1 protein-coding gene is annotated in these 502 nt (G+C 41.8%); it reads left to right on the plus strand.

Translation table 11 applies throughout. From position 1 onward, the window contains the following. Positions 1–186, plus strand: a 186-nt coding sequence (locus tag I6E40_RS10700; RefSeq protein WP_235387276.1) for a hypothetical protein, incomplete at its 5' end; no start/stop codon positions are given. Between the last annotated feature and the right edge of the window lie 316 nt (positions 187–502).

Below are 502 nucleotides of genomic sequence, written 5' to 3' on the forward strand. Positions count from 1 at the left end.
GAAGGCACGGGGGATGCTGTCGGTTGGGCGTTAAGAGCTTGCTCTTATAAGACCAAAACGGAAGCATCACAGCGGCGGCGCAGCCGCCATACTCTTCAAGGGGTTTTCTTGGTTGTCTTTGCCCCTTTTTCTTTTTATCTTTTTATCTCTTTGTCTCTTTGTCTCTTTGTCTCTTTGTCTCTTTGACTCTTTGACTCTTTGTCTCTTAGTCTCTTAGTCTTTTTGTCTCTTCGATTAATGAGACAATTAATGGGCATTAATGGAGAAACAGTTCTTGCTGGGAGCGCACCCGGTTAAAACTAGGAGCGCATCTAAGAAAAACTAGGAGCGCACCTAAGAAAAACTAGGAGCGCACCTAGGAAAAACTGGGAGCGCACCCAGTTAAAATTTGCCTTCCTCAAATTTTATTTTGCCTTCCTCAAATTTTGATTTCCCTTCCTCAAATTTTTATTTGCCTTCCTCAAATTTTTATTTGCCTTCCTCAAATTTTTATTTGCCTTCC

The organism is Prevotellamassilia timonensis, from assembly GCF_021531665.1.
Lineage (GTDB): Bacteria > Bacteroidota > Bacteroidia > Bacteroidales > Bacteroidaceae > Alloprevotella.